The sequence below is a fragment of the Pedobacter sp. 22226 genome, from assembly GCF_052045455.1.
Classification (GTDB): domain Bacteria; phylum Bacteroidota; class Bacteroidia; order Sphingobacteriales; family Sphingobacteriaceae; genus Pedobacter; species Pedobacter jeongneungensis.
The window spans coordinates 258,895-277,374 of sequence record NZ_JBQEPB010000007.1; the positions used below are offsets into that span (position 1 = coordinate 258,895).

17 protein-coding genes are annotated in these 18,480 nt (G+C 38.3%); all 17 read left to right on the forward strand.

The annotated features are described in order from the left end of the window. Positions 1-167 precede the first annotated feature (167 nt). The 17 genes from ACTJKC_RS17520 to ACTJKC_RS17600 all read left to right on the forward strand — a co-directional run bounded on the left by ACTJKC_RS17520 (position 168) and on the right by ACTJKC_RS17600 (position 18,457). Positions 168-1,463 (forward strand): c-type cytochrome, encoded by a 1,296-nt coding sequence (locus ACTJKC_RS17520; RefSeq protein WP_344852572.1) that lies wholly within the window; start codon positions 168-170, stop codon positions 1,461-1,463. A 48-nt stretch (positions 1,464-1,511) separates the two neighbouring features. Then, on the forward strand, positions 1,512-4,553 hold the full coding sequence (locus tag ACTJKC_RS17525) for a TAT-variant-translocated molybdopterin oxidoreductase (protein WP_440793912.1): 3,042 nt from the start codon (positions 1,512-1,514) through the stop codon (positions 4,551-4,553). A 26-nt stretch (positions 4,554-4,579) separates the two neighbouring features. Further along, entirely contained in the window at positions 4,580-6,052 is a 1,473-nt protein-coding gene (gene nrfD / locus ACTJKC_RS17530) for an NrfD/PsrC family molybdoenzyme membrane anchor subunit (protein WP_344852574.1), read from the forward strand. A 2-nt stretch (positions 6,053-6,054) separates the two neighbouring features. Then, positions 6,055-6,591, forward strand: coding sequence for a DUF3341 domain-containing protein (locus ACTJKC_RS17535; RefSeq protein ID WP_039471449.1), 537 nt, complete (start codon positions 6,055-6,057; stop codon positions 6,589-6,591). Further along, on the forward strand, positions 6,563-7,168 hold the full coding sequence (locus ACTJKC_RS17540; RefSeq protein WP_344852575.1) for a c-type cytochrome: 606 nt from the start codon (positions 6,563-6,565) through the stop codon (positions 7,166-7,168). The genes ACTJKC_RS17535 and ACTJKC_RS17540 overlap by 29 nt, the downstream gene beginning before the upstream one ends. Positions 7,169-7,184: 16 nt before the next feature. Further along, on the forward strand, positions 7,185-8,408 hold the full coding sequence (locus tag ACTJKC_RS17545) for a quinol:cytochrome C oxidoreductase (protein ID WP_344852576.1): 1,224 nt from the start codon (positions 7,185-7,187) through the stop codon (positions 8,406-8,408). 69 nt (positions 8,409-8,477) lie between these two features. After that, positions 8,478-9,710, forward strand: coding sequence for a cytochrome c oxidase subunit II (locus ACTJKC_RS17550; RefSeq protein WP_344852577.1), 1,233 nt, complete (start codon positions 8,478-8,480; stop codon positions 9,708-9,710). 116 nt (positions 9,711-9,826) lie between these two features. After that, positions 9,827-11,614 carry a cytochrome c oxidase subunit I gene (locus ACTJKC_RS17555; protein ID WP_440793916.1) on the forward strand — a complete coding sequence of 596 codons (1,788 nt, stop codon included), beginning with the start codon at positions 9,827-9,829 and terminating at the stop codon, positions 11,612-11,614. 83 nt (positions 11,615-11,697) lie between these two features. Beyond that, positions 11,698-12,756, forward strand: a complete 1,059-nt coding sequence (locus tag ACTJKC_RS17560; RefSeq protein WP_440793918.1) for a COX15/CtaA family protein — start codon at positions 11,698-11,700, stop codon at positions 12,754-12,756. A gap of 12 nt (positions 12,757-12,768) precedes the next feature. Next, positions 12,769-13,677, forward strand: coding sequence for a heme o synthase (gene cyoE, locus ACTJKC_RS17565; protein ID WP_344852580.1), 909 nt, complete (start codon positions 12,769-12,771; stop codon positions 13,675-13,677). A gap of 15 nt (positions 13,678-13,692) precedes the next feature. Then, on the forward strand, positions 13,693-14,259 hold the full coding sequence (locus ACTJKC_RS17570) for a cytochrome c oxidase subunit 3 (protein WP_084153072.1): 567 nt from the start codon (positions 13,693-13,695) through the stop codon (positions 14,257-14,259). A 31-nt stretch (positions 14,260-14,290) separates the two neighbouring features. Next, complete coding sequence (locus ACTJKC_RS17575) at positions 14,291-15,004, forward strand: cytochrome c oxidase subunit 3 (protein WP_344852582.1); 714 nt, start codon at positions 14,291-14,293, stop codon at positions 15,002-15,004. Positions 15,005-15,029: 25 nt separating this feature from the next. Beyond that, entirely contained in the window at positions 15,030-15,383 is a 354-nt protein-coding gene (locus tag ACTJKC_RS17580; protein ID WP_344852583.1) for a cytochrome C oxidase subunit IV family protein, read from the forward strand. After that, positions 15,383-16,078 (forward strand): SCO family protein, encoded by a 696-nt coding sequence (locus tag ACTJKC_RS17585; protein ID WP_440793922.1) that lies wholly within the window; start codon positions 15,383-15,385, stop codon positions 16,076-16,078. Before ACTJKC_RS17580 ends, ACTJKC_RS17585 begins: the two co-directional genes overlap by 1 nt. Before the next feature lie 55 nt (positions 16,079-16,133). Then, complete coding sequence (locus ACTJKC_RS17590; protein WP_344852585.1) at positions 16,134-16,676, forward strand: DUF420 domain-containing protein; 543 nt, start codon at positions 16,134-16,136, stop codon at positions 16,674-16,676. 102 nt (positions 16,677-16,778) lie between these two features. Then, positions 16,779-17,381 (forward strand): RNA polymerase sigma-70 factor, encoded by a 603-nt coding sequence (locus ACTJKC_RS17595; protein WP_440793924.1) that lies wholly within the window; start codon positions 16,779-16,781, stop codon positions 17,379-17,381. A 110-nt stretch (positions 17,382-17,491) separates the two neighbouring features. After that, a complete protein-coding gene (locus tag ACTJKC_RS17600) occupies positions 17,492-18,457 on the forward strand; it encodes a FecR family protein (RefSeq protein WP_440793926.1) in 966 nt (321 codons plus the stop codon). The last annotated feature ends 23 nt before the right edge of the window (positions 18,458-18,480 follow it).

The following is an 18,480-nucleotide window of genomic DNA, read 5'->3' on the forward strand; positions in this document are numbered from 1 at the left end:
TTGAAACGACATTTGTTTAGAATGATTATAAATTGTATTTCCAGTCACTATTATGTCATGGGATTTATTAATAAGTTATACTTTTGTTCAAGTTTTGGTGGGGCTATCTGGGCTCAGGCATCAATTTCACAACAAAAAGTAAATTAAATAAGTATAAAGTGTTCATTATGAGAGATATCTCGATGATTTTAAAAAGCGTTTGGAAGTCGTTATTCGTATTTTCAGCAATTTCCGTAATAGCGGTTTCTACCGTAAATGCGCAGGATGCTAAAGAAGGAAGAACGCTTTTCAAAGCAAAATGTTCTTCGTGCCATGCGTTAGATCACAAAGTTGTTGGCCCGGCATTAGAAGGAGTAAGCGATCGTCACCCTGAAGCATTCCTGTTAAAATGGATTCCGAACAACGCGGCTATGATTGCTGCCGGAGATCCTGCAGCTGTTAAATTATTTAACGATAACGGTAAAGTACCAATGACTACTTTCCCTGAGTTAGATGAGACGAAAGTTAAAGATATCTTAGCCTACATTAAAGAAGGTGAGCCAAAACCAACTGGCGATGCTGCTGCAGCTGCTGCTCCAAAAGATGATTCTACTTCAGGTTTATCAATTGCGGGTATCGTAGCTATTGTAGTATTAGCTATCGTAATCCTGGTAATCTTAGGTCGTGCCTCTAAATTGTTAGAGCGTTTGATTCTGCAGAAACAAGGTATCGAGATCGAAGAAGATGTGCCATTAAAAGTTGGTGTGCGCAAAATGTTCAAAAACAAGAAGTTCGTAATGTTCTTTATCTTGTGTCTGATCATCTGTTTAGGTTCATTCGGTTGGATGGGCATGTGGAATACTGGTGTTCATACCGGTTACCAGCCAGTTCAGCCAATTAAATTCTCACACGAGTTGCACGCTGGTATTAATCAGATCGATTGTCAGTATTGCCACAACGGAGCATTTAAATCTAAAAATGCAACCATCCCTTCATTAAATGTTTGTATGAACTGCCACAAGGCTGTACAGGCAAGAGATAAATATGATGGTGAGATTTCTCCTGAGATCAAAAAAATCTACAGTGCTTTAGGTTACGATCCTGAAACACAGAAATACGACGAAAGCAAATCAAAACCAATGGAATGGGTACGTGTACACAATCTGCCTGATTTTGCTTACTTCAATCACTCTCAGCACGTAGTTGTTGCAGAAGATGCAATCCGTAAAGCAAAAGGATTACAACCAAATGAGCCTGTGTGTTTCGCTTGTCACGGTCCGGTTAATACCATGGAAGAAATTTATCAATATTCTCCGTTAACCATGAAATGGTGTATTAACTGCCATAAAGAAACAGATATTTCTGGTCAGAAAAACAATGCTTTCTACGCTAAGGTTATCGAAGCGCACGAGAAAATTAAAAAAGGCGAGAAAATCACACCAGCGTTATTGGGTGGTTTAGAGTGTGGTAAGTGCCACTATTAATAGATTAGAGTTTAGTAAGAACGTTCGATAAACAGTAATATAGCTTAAATGGAAAGCAATAAAAAATACTGGAAAGGCTTAGAGGAGTATAACAATACACCCGATTTTGTTAAGAATAACAAAAACGAATTCGCCGAGCCACTTCCAATAGAAGATGTTTTAAATGAAGCAGGGTTAAGTACCGTTACCCCCCGCCGCGACTTTTTAAAGGCGTTAGGTTTTGGTTTAGGTGCGGTTACATTAGCTGCCTGCCAAAGTACACCGTTAAAAAAATCAATTCCTTATCTGGTAAAACCTGAAGAAGTAACTCCGGGTATTCCTAACTTCTATACTTCAAGCTTCAATGGCCAGAGTATTTTAGTTAAAACAAGAGAAGGCCGCCCGATTAAAATTGAACCAAACCCAAATGCGGGTCAGTTTAACTGCGGTACAGATGCAAGAGCGCAAGCTTCTGTATTGGATTTATACGATGTATCTAAACTAAAAGCACCTGCAACTGTAAAAGGCGGACAGGTTGAAGAAACTACCTGGGCAAAAATCGACAGCTTTGTAAAAGGTGAGCTGGCAAAAGCACAAGCTGGTGGAAAGAAAATCCGTATTGTAGCATCAACAGTAAACAGTCCGTCAACCAATGCAGTAATTGCACAGTTTGTGACTAAATATCCTGCTGCTAAACTGGTACAATATGATGCTGTTTCTTATACCGGTATTATCCAGGCCAATCAGAACAGTTTCGGTAAAGCAGTTTTACCAAAATATAACTTTGATAAGGCTGACTTAATTGTAAGTTTCAGCGCCGATTTCTTAGGTACGTGGATCAGTGGCGAAGAATTTACTTCACAATACACTGCTAACCGTAACTATAAATCGTTAGAAAATAAAAAAATGAGCCGCCACATTCAGTTCGAAAGTGGAATGAGCTTAACTGGTACCAATGCAGATACCCGTGTTCCGGTTAAATTATCGGAAGAAGGTCCTGCGTTAATTGCTTTATACAATGCAATTACCGGTGCTGCTTTACCTGGCGGAACATTGGGTAACAACACCACTGCCGATAAAGTAATTAAATTAGCTGCTAAAGAATTATTGCAAAATAAAGGTAAAGGCCTTGTAGTTTGCGGTTCGAACGATGTTTCTACTCAGATTTTGGTAAATGCCATTAACGCCGCTATCGGTAGTTATGGTACTACCATCGATTTAGATAACCCTTGTTATTTATATGCAGGTAACGATGCCGAATTTAACGGTTTTGTTGCCGAAATGAGCCGTGGCGAAGTTGGTGCTGTTTTATTCTTAAACAGTAACCCTGCTTACGATGCAGCAAATGCAAAAGCATTTACTGATGCACTGGCTAAAGTACCTGCAAAGATTTCATTCTCAGACCGTGCTGATGAAACAGCAACGCTTTGTGATGCAATCGCTATTAACCACAACTATTTAGAATCATGGGGTGATGCAAATGCTTACGAAGGATATTATTCTATCGTACAGCCAACCATCAATCCGGTTTTCAACAGCCGTCAGGCAGAAGAAAGTTTATTAACATGGGCTGATGCTCCTGTTAAAGATTACTATCAGTTTGTACGCAGCAACTGGGAGGCTAAAATGCTTCCTGCAATTGGCTTAAAATGGAACGACATTTTAGAGAAGGGTGTAGTTTCTGCAACAGCTAAAACTCCTGCAGCTTATAGCTTCACTTTATCATTAAATGCCGTTGCTACTTCGATTATCAATAGCAGCAAAGCTTTAGCTAAAGGTGGCGATCAGTTAGAATTACAGGTTTACGAAAACGTACCGATGCGTGATGGTAAAAATGCCAACAACGCATTCTTACAGGAATTACCTGATCCGGTATCTAAAGTAACCTGGGATAACTTTGTTGCCCTTGCACCTAAAACTGCAGAGAAATTAAAAGTTAAAGAATTTGATGTTGTATCTGTTAAAGGAAGCAACGGATATTCAGTAGATCTTCCGGTGTTAATCCAGCCAGGACAAGCACAGGGAACTGCATCTATTGCAGTAGGTTATGGCCGTGCCAAAGCAGGTAAAGCTGGTAACAATGTGGGTAAAAATGCTTTCCCTTTCGTTACTTTCGTAAACGGAACCATGCAATATGCTACAAACGTAACCATTACCCCAACAGGCGGTTACTATGAGCTTGCACAAACACAAACTCACCACTCTTTCGAGGGCCGTGCAGTGATTAAAGAAGCTACTTTTAAAGAGTACTTAAAAAATCCAGGTGCTGGTAACGAAAAAGGCGAGCATAAAGATTACGATCTTTGGGATCAATACGAAAAACCAGGTAACAACTGGGTAATGGCAATCGATTTGAATGCCTGTACAGGTTGTGGTTCTTGTATTGTTGCCTGTAACGTAGAAAACAATATTCCTGTTGTAGGCCGTGATGAGGTTCGCCGTCGCCGCGAAATGCACTGGATCCGTATCGACCGTTACTATAGCTACGAAACACCAACGGGTGATGTAACCAAAGAAAAAGAAATTGCCAAGTTAGAAGACTTAGATCATGTTTCTGTAGTTCACCAGCCAATGTTGTGCCAGCACTGTGATCACGCACCTTGCGAAACCGTTTGTCCGGTATTGGCTACGGTACACTCAAGTGATGGTTTAAACCACATGGCTTACAACCGTTGCGTAGGTACACGTTATTGTGCAAACAACTGTCCGTACAAAGTTCGTCGTTTCAACTGGTTCAATTACTGGAACGATTCTCGTTTCGATAACTATTTAAATAACGAGTTTACCCAATTGGTTTTAAACCCTGATGTAACTACACGTTCACGTGGTGTTATGGAGAAATGCTCAATGTGTATCCAACGCATACAAGGTGGTAAATTACAGGCTAAAATGGAAAAACGTCCATTAAAAGATGGCGATATTAAAATGGCTTGTCAAGAAGCTTGTTCAGCAAATGCAATCATATTTGGTGATTCAAACGATCCTAATTCAGAGGTTTCAAAAGCATTACGTTCTGAGCGTATCTACTACGTATTAGAAGAAATCAATGTGAAACCAGGTATCGGATATATGACTAAGATTAGAAATACAGATACAAAAGTACAAGCGTAAGCTTTAGCATAAAGAAAATACAAATTATGTCAGGACATAACGAATCAATACTTAGAGAACCATTAATTACCGGCGATAATATCACGTATGCTAAAATTACGGATGATATTCTGATGCCGGTAGAAAATAAGCCAAACAAAGCCTGGTGGATTGGTTTCACCTTTGCTTCATTAGGCGCTTTACTTTGGGTGGTTGCGGTAAGCTACACCTTCTGGAATGGTATCGGCTCTTGGGGCTTAAATAAAACAGTAGGTTGGGCTTGGGATATCACCGGTTTCGTATGGTGGGTAGGTATCGGTCACGCCGGAACACTAATTTCGGCAGTACTATTACTTTTCCGTCAGAACTGGCGTAACTCCATCAACCGTTCGGCAGAGGCGATGACGATTTTCGCCGTAATCTGTGCCGCAACTTACGTAGTATCACACATGGGCCGTCCATGGTTAGCTTATTGGGTATTACCTTTGCCAAACCAGTTCGGTTCACTTTGGGTAAACTTTAACTCACCATTGGTGTGGGATATGTTTGCAATCTCTACCTACTTCTCTGTATCATTATTATTCTGGTACACAGGTTTATTGCCAGATATTGCTACCATCCGCGACCGTGCAGTGGGCACACGTAGAAAAATCTATTCTATCTTCTCTTTTGGATGGAGTGGAAGTGTTAAAACATGGCAACGTTTCGAAGCGGTGTCGTTAATCTTAGCCGGTATCTCTACACCACTTGTACTTTCGGTACACACCATTGTATCAATGGACTTTGCAACATCGGTAATTCCGGGATGGCACACTACCATCTTCCCTCCATACTTCGTGGCGGGTGCGATTTTCTCAGGCTTTGCGATGGTATTAACCTTATTATTGGTTGCACGTAAAGTATTGGGTTTAGAGAACTATATCACCATGTTCCACATCGAGTCGATGAACAAAATCATCATCTTAACCGGATCAATCGTAGGTGTGGCTTATTTAACTGAGTTTTTCATCGCATGGTATTCAGGTTCTGAATATGAATCGTATGCATTCGTTAACCGTTCAACCGGTCCGTACTGGTGGGCATACTGGATGATGATGACTTGTAACGTAATCTCTCCACAGTTATTATGGTTTAAGAAAATCCGTTTAAGCATTCGTGCTACCTGGATCCTTTCTATCGTAGTAAACATTGGTATGTGGTTCGAGCGTTTCGTAATTATCGTTACTTCATTACACCGCGATTATATTCCTTCAAGCTGGGCAATGTTCTATCCAACCTGGGTTGATATCAGTGTATTCGTAGGTTCAATTGGTCTGTTCTTTACTTTATTCTTATTATTCTTAAGGGTATTGCCATCAATCGCTATCGCAGAGGTTAAATTATTATTGAAATCTGCAAGTGAGCAAGCTAAAATGAAACAGATTAAAGAAGGACATGAGAATAAAGAATATGTAGCTGAGTACATAGAGTCTTTAGAAAAATTTGATAGTGTTAAACAAGAAGATTACGCAAAAATATAACAATGAGTGATATCAAATATATTTTAGGCAGCTTTGGCGATCCTGATGAAATGATGCACGGCATCGAAAAACTTCAGGAAAATAACATCAGCATTTATGATGTATATACTCCAATGCCTATACACGGAATAGAAGCCAAATTAGGAATTAAAAGATCTAGAATCGATATCGCAGCTTTTTGCTTTGGTATTACCGGTACTTGCTGTGCATTCGCTTTGATTTATTTCTGCGCAGTAATCGATTGGAGAGTAAACATAGGTGGTAAACCATCATTCGCATTGCCGGATTTTATTCCGATAATGTTCGAGCTTACAGTATTGTTCTGTGCTTTTGGTATGGTGTTAACTTATTATGCATCAACACACTTATTTCCGGGAAGAGCACCACGTGTGATGGATTTAAGGGCTACTGATGACCGCTTTGTAATTGCAGTTGATGCAAAAGACAATGCAGCGCACACTGTAATTGATGGATTATTAAAAGATGCAGGTGCTTTAGAAGTAAAGTATAATGAAAGGAAGTACATTAGCTATGAATAAGAATAAATTTGTTTACACGGCGTTTTTAGCTATCGCTTTTGCAGCTACCTTTTCTGCTTGTAAAGATAAGCGCAGTACTGGCTTGGAATATGCCAGAAACATGTATGATCCGATTGCTTACAATCCGGATCAGCCAAACAAGAATTTTAAAGATGGTAAAACTGCACAGTTGCCACCTGCACATACCAAACCGGTAGGTTTTACTGAGTATGACGAGTTTCCTAATACAAAAGAAGGATACGAAGCAGCAGGTGTGAGCATGGTTAATCCTTTACCTGTTGATACTATCAATTTAGCACAGGGACAACACCTGTTCAAAGTTTTCTGTAGCCCTTGCCACGGAGAAAAAGGCGATGGACAAGGACACCTGGTTAAAATTGAGAAATTTAGTGGTGTACCTTCGTACTTCTCAGGAAGTTCATCAAGAGGTGGAGAAATGAAAGCGCTTACCGCCGGTAAAATCTACCACACCATTACATACGGTGTAAATAACATGGGTTCGCATGCTTCACAAATCACACCAACAGATCGTTGGAAAGTGGTGATGTATGTTCAGGAATTACAAAAACAACAATAAGTAAAGCAGAATATAAATGGGAACTCACAATATTAATTTTAGTGAACAGTTTGAGTTTACAGGTAAAGTAAAAACATTAAGCATAGTTGGTATCGTTTTAGGTGCTGCTGCTATCGCTTTCGGTTTCTTAGCTGGTGATAAAGTGATGCACGAGCGTACTTTTGCTAACCTGTTGCTTATGGCATATTACTTTGCATGCGTATGTATGTCGGGTACATTTTTCCTTGCTGTTCAATATGTAGCTCAAGCGGGTTGGTCTGCATCAATTTTACGTGTACCACAAGCTATGGCAAAAACATTGCCTATAGCAGCTGTAATACTTATTGTAGTTATTTCAGCTGGTTTGTACTCACACAATTTATATCACCACTGGCATGCTGAGGGATTAACTGATCCGAACAGCCCGAATTACGATTCATTAATTGCCGGTAAATCAGTGTTCCTGAATGTGCCTTTCTTTTTAGGTCGTCAGGTGGTGTTTTTAGGTGTTTATAGTATCTTTTCTACCTTGTTTGTTAAATTTTCTTACAATGAAGATTTAGCAGGTGGTTTAAATTCTTACAGAAAAAGCTTTAAAAATGCTTGTATCTTCCTGGTAATATACGGTTTTACAACACCTGTATTTGCTTTCGATACCATCATGTCATTAGAAGCACACTGGTTCTCAACCATGTTCGGTTGGTATAACTTCGCAGCAATGTGGGTAAGCAGTTTAGCTACTATCGCGATCATCATTATCTTATTAAGAAGAGCAGGTTACATGCAATGGGTTAACAACAGCCACTTGCATAACTTAGGCCAGTTTATCTTTGGTTTCTCTATCTTCTGGACTTATGTATGGTTTGCACAGTTCTTATTAATCTACTATGCAAACATGCCTGAGGAAACAGTATATTTCTATAAACGCTTTGAATATTACAAATTCTGGTTTTTCTTAAACCTTGCCATGAATTTCTTAGCGCCGGTATTATTGTTAATGGACAGAGATAACAAAAGAACAGACGCTAAATTATTATTCGTTGCCATCGTGGTATTGTTAGGTCACTGGGTAGATTATTACCAGATGATTATGCCAGGAGCGGTAGAAGATGGACATAATGGTTTTGGTATTGTTGAAATTGGTACTGCAATAGGTTTCGTAGGATTGTTTACCTTTACGGTTTTAACAGCATTAAGCAAAAAACCTTTAATTGCAAAGAATCACCCATTATTACAGGAAAGTTTGCATCATCAGCTATAGTGGTGATAGGATAGAGCAAATATTTAATTATTATTATAATTAGCAGTACAGCGTACTACTTTTAAGAAAATGAGTTTAAGAAAGTTTATAACGAATAAAACGACCGCAGCTTTAGCAGTATTGATTACTGCTTTTGCCAACACTAGCGTATTTGCGCAAGATGCAGCAGCAGGTGCTGCCGCGGCACCGAAAGTTGATATGGGCGAGGTTTATAAATCTGTAATATTTTATATTCTGGTTTTCCTTGCCGTATGCTTATTCATTGCAATTATTGGTAAAGCAATAAGGGTATATGAATTAAGCCGCGAAGCACAGGGTAAAGCTGTGGGTATTAACTGGAACAGGATCCATGCGAGTTTATTTGCCCTGTTTTTAGTGATCGGTTTATATGGTGTATATTGGGAATACACGGTGCATGGCGCCATGTTACTTCCAGCTGCAGCATCAGAACACGGAAAGAAAATTGATGAAATGTTTAACTTAACGTTAATCATTACCACAATCGTATTTGTGGCTACACACATCCTGTTATTCGGATTTTCTTATATCTATAAATACTCAGCTAAAAGAAAAGCTTACTACTATCCACATAACAATACAATCGAAAAAATCTGGACAATCGTTCCTGCTTTAGTATTAACCGTATTGGTATTAATGGGTTTCTTAACCTGGAGATCAATTTTCTTCAAAGTGGAAGATCCTAAAAATAAGCCACTGCAGATCGAAGTTACTTCAGAGCAGTTTAAATGGTCTATCCGTTACCCTGGAGCCGATGGTGTAGTTGGTAACAAAAACTACAAATTAACTACAGCTACCAACCCGTTGGGTATCGATTTTAAAGATTTGAACTCTCGTGATGATGAGATGGCTGATGAAATGGTAATCCCTGTTGGAAAACCAGTAAAATTAATTTTAACCAGTAAAGATGTAATTCACAGTTTTTACATGCCACATTTCAGGGTACAGTTAAATACCGTACCGGGTATGAGGGTTTTCTTTGAGTTTACGCCTACAAAAACTACTGCCGAAATGCAGCAGGAAACTAACGATCCTAACTTTAAGTACCTTTTCTTCTGTGCTAAAATCTGTGGATCTGGTCACTACAACATGCAGAAAGTAGTACGTGTAGTTTCTGAAGCCGAGTACAAAACCTGGCTTGCTGAGCAGAAAACATACTTAAACGACGATTTAAGAAAACAATTTAATTTGCCAGTGGCACCTGCGCCTGCAAAAGCAGCAGCAGATTCAACAGCTACAGATTCAGCAGCTGTTAAAACTAACCAAATGGCTTTAAATAAATAATATTAAGCAGGAGCGAACGAATTATGTCAACAATAGCATTACACGACGAACACAATCACGATCACACTGATCATGGGCATCATAAAGAGACTTTGATTTCAAAGTATATCTTTAGTATGGATCATAAAATGATTGCTAAGCAATTTTTGATTACCGGTATTATTATGGCGGTAATTGCAATGGGCTTATCAATTTTATTCCGTATTCAATTGGCATGGCCAGATAAAAACTTCCCGTTCTTAGAAACATTTTTAGGTAAATGGGCAGAAGGTGGCCGTATCAAACCCGATTTTTACCTGGCTTTGGTAACCATTCACGGTACCATCATGGTATTCTTTGTATTAACCGCTGGTTTAAGTGGTACCTTTAGTAACTTACTGATTCCACTTCAAATTGGTGCAAGGGATATGGCTTCGCCATTCCTGAACATGCTTTCATACTGGTTCTTCTTTATGGCCTGTGTGATCATGATGTCATCATTCTTTATCCAAACAGGTCCGGCATCTGGTGGTTGGACGGTTTATCCGCCGCTATCTGTTGTTGCCAAGGCCATGCCGGGTTCAGGAATGGGTATGACTTTATGGTTAATAAGTATGGTACTTTTCGTAGCATCATCTTTAATGGGTGGTATCAACTATGTAAGTACAATCTTAAACATGCGTACAAAAGGTATGGACCTTTGGAAAATGCCGTTAACCATCTGGGCTTTCTTTTTGACTGCTATTTTAGGTATCTTATCATTCCCTGTTCTTGTAGCGGGTGTGGTATTAATGGTATTCGACCGTAGCTTCGGAACAAGTTTCTACTTATCAGATATCGTAATGGGTACTGATATTTTACCAAACGAAGGTGGTTCTCCAATTTTATGGCAACACTTATTCTGGTTCTTAGGTCACCCTGAGGTATATATCGTAATTATGCCTGCATTGGGTATCTCATCTGAGGTTATCTCTGTAAACTCGCGTAAACCAATCTTCGGTTACCATGCAATGGTTTACTCTTTAATTGGTATTACCGTATTATCATTCATCGTTTGGGGTCACCACATGTTTGTTACGGGTATGAACCCGTTGTTAGGTGGTGTGTTTATGATTACAACGTTAATCATTGCAGTACCATCAGCAGTAAAAACATTTAACTATTTAGCTACATTATGGCGTGGTAACATCCGTTTCACTCCGGCAATGTTATTCGCTATCGGTTTGGTTTCATTCTTTATCTCTGGTGGTTTAACCGGTATCTTTTTAGGAAACGCATCTTTGGATATTAACTTACACGATACTTACTTTGTTGTTGCCCACTTCCACCTTGTAATGGGGTCTGCAGCAATCTTCGGTATGCTTGCAGGTGTTTATCACTGGTTCCCAAAAATGTTCGGTAAAATGATGAACGCTAAACTAGGATACTTACACTTCTGGTTAACTTTCATCGCGGCTTACCTGGTATTCTTCCCGCTTCACTTCTTAGGTTTAGATGGTGTACCACGTCGTTACTATGCATTTACCGAATTTGAGTTTATGAAAAAATGGTTAACTGTTAACGTGTTTGTAACATGGGCAGCTATTATGGCCGCGCTTGCTCAGGTAGCGTTCTTGTTTAACTTCTTCTACTCAATCTTTAAAGGAAAAGTTGCACCTCAAAATCCTTGGGAATCTAATACATTAGAATGGACTGCACCTGTTGAGCACCTGCACGGTAACTGGCCGGGAGAAATCCCAACAGTTTACAGATGGCCATATGATTATAGCAAACCTGGTCATGATGCAGACTTTATTCCTCAAACTGTTCCTTTCTCTCAAACCATGAGTTCTAACTTACCTCACGATTTTGAAGGAAATGCAGAAGCAGAGAAAATTCAGCAAGACTGGGAATTAGCTAATCCAGTTGCAGAAAATAAAGGCTAGTTTAAGCTTAAAATAAAAATTTTAAAAGGGGTATCTGATTAAGTTTCTGCTTATCCGGATACCCTTTTCATCTTAATAGATATATGGTCAGTAGATCAGAACAACGTTTCATTAGAATTAATCTTATAACCATTATAGTTACGCTATTGGTTATACTTGCCGGCGGTATCGTACGAAGTACCGGATCAGGCATGGGCTGTCCGGATTGGCCTAAATGTTTCGACCGTTATATCCCACCAACCGATGTATCTCAGCTTCCTGCCAATTATAAAGAGAAATATGTGGCAGGCAGGTTGAAAAAGAATGAAAAATTTGCCAAATACCTGGAGAGCATGGGTAAAGTAGCTCTTGCTGATAGTATCAGGCACGATAAGAGCATTACCATCCCCGAAGAATTTAATCCAGCTAAAACCTGGACGGAGTATTTAAATAGATTGGCTGGAGTAGCTGCAGGAATATTTTTGTTTTTAACTGTTGTTTACTCTTTTACCTACCGTAAAACGGCAAAGCGGATAATCGTACTAAGTATTCTTAACCTGTTTGTAGTAGGATATCAGGGCTGGTTAGGATCCATCGTAGTATCAACCAACCTGGCCCAATGGGTGGTAACTGTACACATGCTTTTAGCACTTGTTATTTTAGCGATATCCATTTACACCTATAACTACGCGAAACAGCTTAATAAAGCGCCTTCTGTAATTATGTACCGGATACTCTGGCTGAAAGGATTTTTGTTCTTTACGCTGGTGATCAGCATTATCCAGATTGTTTTAGGAACGGATGTCAGGGAAGCGGTAGATGTAATTGCAAAAGCACTTGCTTATGGCAGTAAGGCAACGTGGATTTCGAAGGTTGGATCAGTATTTTCTTATCACCGCGATCTGGCCATTCTGGTAATAGTGACCAATGCCATTGTTTATAAAATGGTTATCGACCGTTTTAGCGGTAAAGCGGCACCATTATTAACCGCACGATTTATATTAATTACGCTCCTGATTCAGTTATTAAGTGGTTTTGCACTAGCTTATATTGCTTTTCCACCTGCAGCGCAGGCAGTACATATTCTGTTCTCAACGCTGTTATTTAGTTTACAGTTTTATCTGTACCTGTTGGTTTACCGTACAAGTACCTATAAACAATAATATTTAAGGAAATTGAAACAATATCTTTCAGATTTTTCTAAACTTATCAAATTCAGGCTATCGTTTACGGTAGTGTTTTCGGCGTCGATTTCTTTTCTGATCGGGCAGAAAATGCAGGTTGGGAGAGGCCATATCCCTAATATTGATTGGGGTAACTGGTTGATTCTGATTGCTGGTGGATTTTTAGTTACAGCAGCAGCAAACTGTTTTAACGAGATCATAGAAAAAGATCTGGATAAATTAATGTCGCGTACAAAGGACCGACCAATGCCTGCTGGCAGAATGACCACCGGACAAGGATTAATTCTTGGTGTATTTATGGCATTTTTAGGTACCTGGTTATTGGGTAAATTAAACCTTGAGACCGGTTTGCTATCGGTATTTTCAATTTTGTTATATGCTTTTGCCTATACACCTTTGAAAAGAAAATCACCGATTGCTGTTTTTGTGGGAGCAATACCAGGCGCATTACCACCACTTATCGGCTACTTAGCTGCTTTTGGTAGCTTAAAGGCAGAAATGTTTCACGAAATTGATTATTACATCGCGGGTATCTTATTTTTAATTCAGTTTGTATGGCAATTTCCTCATTTTTGGGCCATTGCCTGGGTGCTGGATGATGATTACAAAAAAGCTGGCTTTAGGTTATTGCCTACTAAGAAAAGAGATAAGACGACAGCTTTGCTTACTTTTTTAAGTACTTTGATATTAATTCCAGTGAGTTTATTGCCAACCATTTATGGTTTTGGCGGTTATTACATTGCTGGTTTATCATTAATTGCCGGATTGATATTTAGCTGGCTGGCATTTAAACTTTTAATGAACAGAGAACTGATCGACGCGAAGAAAGTGATGTTCTGTTCGTTTTTTTACATCCCGGCCGTACAGTTGGGTTTATTATTAAATTTTATAGCAAAATAACTTATGGTTATCACAATGGAAAAAATCCAGGATACATTTGATCCAAAACCCAGAAAGTTTATTGTTTGGCTATTTGTAGTATCATCTACCATTATGTTTGGGGGCTTTACCAGTTATTACCTGGTATTTGCAGCATCTAAAGGTAAAGGGCATGGTTTAGTATTGCCTGATGCGTTTATTTACTCCAGCTTAGTGATTATAGCAAGCAGTATTACCTTATTTTTAGCCTCCAGGGCATTACGAAAACTCAATTTCAGCTTACAGCGCAACCTGTTATGGGTTACCGTAATATTGGCCATTGCTTTTGGCGTTATGCAGTTTAATGCCTGGGGAAGCATGGTTAGAACAGGTGCTACCTTAGTGGGTAACAATGCCGCCATTTCTTTTATTTATGTGGTATCAGGCATGCACTTATTGCACATTATTGCAGGTGTTGGCCTTATTATTAATGCATTAGCAGGGAGTTATAAAAGTATCCCTACCGCTAAAAGCCAGTACAGAATGGAAATTGCTTCTATTTTTTGGCATTTTATAGATATATTATGGATATATCTGTATGTTTTTTTACTTTTGAACCGTTAAATTTGTTAACAAACTATTATACTATTTCCAAATGAATGCAGTATCACAATTAGATCAAGTTAAAACCGGACCATGGAATGGTGGTCGTTCTCCGTGGTCGGTAGAATATGGTAAAATCATGATGTGGTTTTTCCTTTTGTCAGATGCTTTTACCTTTTCATCATTATTGATCTACTACGGCGCTCAGCGTTTCTCTAAATTAACGTGGCCAGCTCCGGATAAGGTTTTCCAATCTATCCCGGGTGTGATGGAACATGGTGCACCATTAGTATTTGTGGGTATCATGACCTTTATATTGATCATGAGTTCGGTCACTATGGTATTAGCCGTAGAAGCAGGACACAGACGTGCTAAAAAAGAAGTTATCGGCTGGATGATTGCAACCATCATCGGTGGTTTCATGTTCCTGGGCTGTCAGGCAATTGAGTGGACTCACTTACACCATGACGGTTTCTGGTGGGGACATATCCCTTCAGCTGAAGAATTAAAACACTTCTTCAATAAACCTGAAGATGTATCTTTAATCGCTTCACAACAATTTGCAAACTTATTTTTTACTATTACAGGTTTCCACGGTTTCCACGTATTCAGTGGGGTAATCATTAATATCATCATTTTAATTATGACCATTAATGGTACTTTCGAAAAACGCGGTCACTATTTAATGGTTGAAAAAGTTGGTTTATACTGGCACTTCGTAGATTTAGTATGGGTGTTTGTATTTACATTCTTCTATTTGGTTTAATTTATCATACTATAAAAATATTACTATGTCAGAGCACTCACATACAACAGAAGAACACGGGCACGAAGAGCATGCAGGTTTATCGAAAGGTAAAATCTGGAAAGTTTTTGGTATTCTTTTATTAATTACTGTAATCGAGTTTATTATCGCATTGGTATTGATCCCGAAAGGAATTATGACCCAACATTTTGGTAATTACGTTTACATTGTATTAACCTTATTAAAAGCATTTTATATTGTAGCATACTTTATGCACTTAAAGTATGAGAAACTGGGCTTACAGCTTGCGTTAACCGTATCATTCATTTTCATTATTTACTTTATTGTTTTAATGTTAACAGAAGGTGGGTTTTTAAACATCCACATGATGCACCATTAATGAAAAGAAGCCCTATAAAAAAGGTAATAATCCTGGTAAGCATTTTAGCTATACCGGGATTTTTGTTTTTTTACTTATTGCCACACTTTGCCAAAAACCGGTATAAGAGTTTACCTGTTTTCGGCAAAAAGATCGTCGCATCCACATTCCATAGCGTAAAAGGAAAGAAAATCCCTGATACGATTTACCACCTGGTTCCTGATTTTAAGTTGATCAACCAGCAGAATGATACCGTAACATGGAAAACACTGGAGAATAAGATTGTTGTGCTTAATCTGTTTTACACAGGCGCTAATAACCAGCAGGCCGGCAAATACATTAAGCAACTATCTGATGGTTATGAACAGAAGCCTCTGGTAAAGTTTTTAAGCTTATCTGTAGATCCTGCTGATCAAAGTAAAATAAAAGATTTTGCCGCTGGTTTTAAAGCAAAAGAAGGCAAATGGGACTTCTTAGCCGGAGATACTGGTAAAACCTATCCGCTGATTAAGCAAGGCTTATTGCTTGATGTAATTGAAGATGACACAAAAGCGAAACCAACTTTCATTTTCAGTAATAAAATTATCCTGATCGACAATCTGCACCGCATCCGTGGCATGTATGATGCAGATAATGCCGAAGCAAATGCCAGATTGGAAGACGAAATAAAAGTACTTATTGCGGAGTATTTAAGAAACGTTAAAGACGGTAGATAGTCTTTAGTCCGTAGTCGAATACATTAAATAAATATAAAAGAGATTTAAAATACTCATGGAAAATAGCCCGATTGAGAAAAAGTATAGCAAGTGGATCATCATCCTTTCCATTTTTATTCCTGTAGCAGTAGCGTTTTTGTTTGTGGTAAAGCTAAAAGACCTGGGTATCGACGCACCAACACTTCCTTTTCTGCCACCCATATACGCCACCATTAACGGTATAACTGCAGTATTATTGGTAGTTGCAGTATGGGCAATAAAAAACGGTAAAATAACCCTGCACCAAAATTTAATGAAAACAGCCATTGGTTGTTCATTATTGTTCTTGGTAATGTACATTGCTTATCATATGACCACCCCATCTACCAAATTTGGGGGTGATGGTACCATAAAATATGTTTACTTTTTTATCCTTTTAACACATATCCTGCTTTCTATTGCCATTATCCCTTTGGTATTGGTTACCTATGTCAGGGCATTGGCCCAGCGTTTCGATCGCCATAGAAAAATCGCGAGAATTACTTTTCCACTTTGGCTGTATGTAGCGGTAACCGGGGTAGTGGTGTACCTGATGATTTCGCCTTATTATCAGTATTAAGAAAATCTGTCCCCGTTTTATTGTTAAAAATCTCTGTTTAGCCTATATTTTTATCCATTAATTTGTAATATTGAAATCAAAACTCTTTAATCAGATTTTTTGATGGATGTTTTAGAAATAGAATCGGGGCAACAATTGATCGAAATCATTGAAAAAAATCGGACATCGGTTTTTACCCAATTTTATACCTCATACTTTCAGAAACTTTTGCTGGCAAGTGATAAATATGTTAAAGATGTTTTTATCACAGAGGAAATTGTACAGGATATTTTTCTTAAAATTTGGGAAAACCCTTACCACATCTCAGAGGTAAAATCTATCAAGTCTTATTTATACAAGGCGGTAATTAATGCCTCGATTAATTATGTAAACCGTCAGAAAAATATAGAGGAACATCATTTAAAATTAGTAGCCGAATTTTCTGATGAATATGTCAGGGATCTGGATGATGAGAATGAAATGATTGTTTTGCTCCATTCTGAAATAGAGCGATTACCCGTTCAATGCAGAAAAGTATTTAAGTTAAGCCGTTTCGAGCATTTGAAATATAAGGAAATAGCTTCGCAGCTGGGTATTTCTGAAAAAACGGTTGAGAATCATATTGGTAATGCACTCAAAATCCTGAGAGACCGCTTTATGAATGATGAAAATCTTAATAAAAAAGGTAAAGGCTATTTACTTCTGGTAAATATCTTCCTTTATTAAGCTTTTAAGCCCAATTTTAACTTTATTTTAAATTATTTTATTTTTTTTAATTTAACACTAGGGGTTTTTGGTTTTTTAATTGTCTACCTATTAACAAACCAAACTAACTAATGCGTAACCATCCCGAATACCTGAACTTAATTGTTCGGTATTTAAATAATCCTCAGGATGAATCACTTCATGCTGCAATAACTTCTTACAGAGCAGAATCCCCGGAAAATGAACTTCATTTTAAAGAAGTGGAGAGGATTTGGCAACTTTCATCTAAATCATCCAGGCTTAATCTGCTTAAAGTTAAAGATGCCGAAAGGAATTTCAAATTTTCTTTAAAAGCCGTATCATCTCGTTCATCGGGTATTACAAAGTGGTTAAGCGGAGTTGCAGCAGGTATTCTTATAGCAGGTGCCGGATTAATCTTTTTTAACACTAAAACTAAAACTGAATTAATTACAGTAAAAACCGGTGCCGGCCAAATTGATACCATTGCGTTGGTAGATGGATCTAAAATCATTTTAGCTGAAAACAGTATAATAAAATATCCTGGTAAATTCCATGAAAAAACCAGAGATGTGAGCTTAGATAAAGGCAGAGCTTTTTTCCTGATATCGAAAGATCCAAAACATGCATTTCGTGTAAATATGGGCGAGTCGAGGGTAAGTGTGCTGGGTACTTCTTTTAACCTAATCTTTTCAAAATCAAAAATCGATCTTGATGTGAAAACCGGCCGGGTATTGTTTTTGCCATACAAAGATGCCGTTTCATCCATATTATCTGCCGGGCAAGGATTAACCTATAACATAAGCCAAAAGCAATTTGTAGCAAGGCAATCTCAAAATTCAGATTCGTGGATTACAAAAGAGTTAGTATTTGTAGATACACCACTGGAAGAGGTTTGTAAACAGCTTTCGGGTTGCTACGGTGTAGAAATCATCTTCGATCCGGGTAAACGCATTACCAAGAAGTTTAATGCCACTTTTAAGAATGAAGACTTAAAAGATATTTTAAAGGTTTTACAAGAAACCTATGATGTAAAAATTCGAAAAGAAGGAACCCAACTAGTCCTTAAAACGCCTTAAAATAAACCAATTAACTTAATATC